Origin of the sequence: Rhodoferax sp., from assembly GCF_028715765.1 — a bacterium.
Lineage (GTDB): Bacteria > Pseudomonadota > Gammaproteobacteria > Burkholderiales > Burkholderiaceae_C > Rhodoferax.
Genome location: NZ_JAQURE010000105.1, coordinates 1 through 2,815, shown reverse-complemented (window position 1 = coordinate 2,815; position 2,815 = coordinate 1). Strand labels below are relative to the sequence as shown.

Below are 2,815 nucleotides of genomic sequence, written 5' to 3'. Positions count from 1 at the left end.
TACCCAGCCATTCTGGACGACGAGGTGGTGGGCACAGAGGCCAAAAAAGTCTTTGCTGACGGCCAGGCGATGCTGAAAAAAATCATTGAGGGCCGCTGGCTCACCGCCAATGGCGTGGTCGGCCTGTACCCCGCCAACCGGGTGGGTGACGACGACATCGCGCTCTACGCCGATGAGACCCGCAGCAGCGTGGCGCTGACCTGGTATGGTCTGCGCCAACAAGCCGCACGCGAGCAAGAGGACGACGGCAGTTTTCACCCCAACCGTTGCCTGGCAGACTTTGTGGCGCCCACATTGGCCACATCAAAATCAGTAGCTGCTAATGCAAGTGCAGCAAGCGCTACAGGCATAAAAGACCAACAAAAATCAAACCAAGCGCGAACCGGTCAACCCGGTGCTGCAGACCACGTGGGGGTGTTCGCCGTGACCACAGGCCTGGGCATCGAGAAGCATGAAGCCAGGTTCCTGGCCGCGCACGACGACTACAGCGCCATCATGCTCAAAGCCATTGCCGACCGCCTGGCTGAAGCCTTTGCCGAGTGTCTGCACCGCAAAGTGCGCACCGACCTGTGGGGCTACGCTCCCGCCGAAGCGCTGAACCCAGCAGAACTGATTGCCGAGCAATACCAAGGCATCCGCCCGGCACCCGGCTACCCGGCCTGCCCGGATCACAGCGTCAAAAAAGACATGTTTGCCCTGCTGCAGTGCGAAGACATTGGCATGACGCTGACCGAGAGCCTGGCCATGGCTCCCGCGGCCAGCGTCAGCGGCTTCTACCTCAGCCACCCGCAGGCCAGCTATTTCAATGTTGGGCGCATCGGTGAAGACCAGTTGAAAGACCTGGCCAGTCGCCGTGGCTTGCCCGAGCGTGAGCTGCAGCGGCTGCTGGCGCCCCATTTGTAACCGGACTTTACGCACTGTTACACCGCTCGCGTCGGCCTCTGGCGCGGGCGCGGCGTTGAGCCTGTACGGACTTATTTAGAAAGGCTCCTTTGATGAACACCCCCACCTCCCCACTGTCTGCGCCCACTGCATCTGCCAGCAACAAACCCCTGTGGGCGGCCATTGCCGTATTGGGCGTGGCAGTGCTGGCCATGGGCGCCACGCTGATCCGCATTCAAAGCCAACCCACCGAGCCGCGCATGGCCGTGCTCCCCGCGCCAAGTGCCCCGGCGGAAACTGCAGCCAGCGCCCCAGCGTTGCCCTCCTTAACTGCGCTAGCACCGCAAGTGGCGCCCAGCAGCAAGCCACTGGCCACCCACAACAACCAAGCCAACAGCCATACCAGCCACAACACAACGCTGACCCGGCCACAGACTTCTATGCCAAACAAGCCTCTAGCGCCCGTCAAACAAGCGCAAAGCACTCCTTATTCAGGATCCACAGAAGTCTTCGAGCCCAGCGCCAGCCCCAGAGCGGTGCAGCCACGCAACCCCGAGCCCGCCGTGGCACGCGCCCCGGAAGCGCCGCTGTGTCAAGACTGCGGCACAGTTGAAAGCGTGACCCCGATTGACGTGGAAGGCACAGGCAGCGGCACTGGCGCCCTGGCCGGTGGCGTGTTGGGCGCAGTGGTAGGCAACCAGGTGGGTGACGGCAATGGCAAGGTGCTGGCCACCATTTTGGGCGCCGTAGGTGGCGGCATGGCTGGCAATTCGGTCGAGAAAAAAATGAAAAAAACCACCCTTTACGATGTCAGCGTGCGCATGGACGACGGCAGCCACCGCCTGCTGCGGCAAAGCGTCCCCGCCGCCGTGGGCAGCAAGGTGCAGGTGCAAGGCAGCAGCTTGTTGCCGCGGTAAGCGCGCTTGCCTAACGCATTGATCTCAGGAAGTGGAGGTCATAACACCCAGGTTTGCAGAGGCGGATTTGGGAAGTTATTTCTCACCACATCCTCAGCCATTGGCCAGCACCGAGCGCCGGTACTGAATGGCTTCGGCCACGTGGGTGACTTGGGTGCTGCGCGCACCGGCCAAATCGGCAATGGTGCGCGCCACTTTCAGCGCCCGGTGCGTGCTGCGCGCTGACCAACCCAGCCGCGCAGCCGCCAGGTTGAGAAATTTGGCGGCTGCAGGGTCTAGCAGCAAGTGTTCGTCCAATGCCTGACCTTGCAGCGCCTGGTTTGGCACGCCTTGGCGGTCGATAGCGCGGGCTCGTGCGGCCACACAGCGCGCCTGAATGCTGGCACTGGCTTCACCGGGTGGTGCCTCCATCAACTCTGCCGGCGACACCGCGGGCACCTCCACATGCAAATCAATGCGATCCATCAACGGGCCGCTGAGCTTGCCTTGGTAGCGTGCCACTTGGTCGGGCGTGCAACGGCAGGTTTTTTGGCTGGAACCCAAATAGCCGCAGGGACAGGGATTCATGGCCGCAATCAACTGGAACCGGGCGGGGAAATCTGCCCGCCGTGCCGCCCGCGAGATGGTGATGCGCCCGGTCTCCAGCGGCTCGCGCAACGCCTCTAACGCCGCGCGGGGAAACTCTGGCAGTTCGTCCAAAAACAAAATGCCGTTGTGTGCCAGCGAGATTTCGCCCGGCCGGGGTGGCGAGCCGCCGCCCACAAGAGCCACCGCACTGGCCGTGTGGTGCGGGTGGTGGGTGGGGCGCTGTGCCCAGTGCTCCAGCTTGAACTGCCCACCCAGGCTGGCGATGGCCGCGCTTTGCAGCGCCTCCAAGGTGGTCATGGGCGGCAGCAACCCGGCAAAGCGTTGCGCCAGCATCGACTTGCCCGCCCCTGGTGGCCCCATCAAGAGCAGACTGTGGCCCCCGGCTGCTGCAATCTCAAGCGCCCGTTTGGCACCCAGCTGGCCTTTGA

The 2,815-nt window shown here is 63.3% G+C and carries 3 protein-coding genes; 2 read left to right on the top strand and 1 reads right to left on the bottom strand.

The features are described 5' to 3' along the window. Positions 1 to 903: vitamin B12 dependent-methionine synthase activation domain-containing protein (locus PHT20_RS16570; protein ID WP_301021398.1), on the top strand; the 903-nt coding region annotated here is incomplete at its 5' end. Positions 904 to 995: 92 nt separating this feature from the next. After that, positions 996 to 1,799 carry a glycine zipper 2TM domain-containing protein gene (locus PHT20_RS16565; RefSeq protein WP_301021397.1) on the top strand — a complete coding sequence of 268 codons (804 nt, stop codon included), beginning with the start codon at positions 996 to 998 and terminating at the stop codon, positions 1,797 to 1,799. 93 nt (positions 1,800 to 1,892) lie between these two features. Here the strand turns inward: PHT20_RS16565 and PHT20_RS16560 are convergent. Continuing rightward, positions 1,893 to 2,815, bottom strand: a 923-nt coding sequence (locus PHT20_RS16560; RefSeq protein WP_301021396.1) for a YifB family Mg chelatase-like AAA ATPase, incomplete at its 5' end; no start/stop codon positions are given.

Coding starts and splice junctions, on each gene's coding strand:
- PHT20_RS16565 (WP_301021397.1), top strand. CDS start 996: ATGAACACCCCCACCTCCCCACTGTCTGCGCCCACTGCATCTGCCAGC.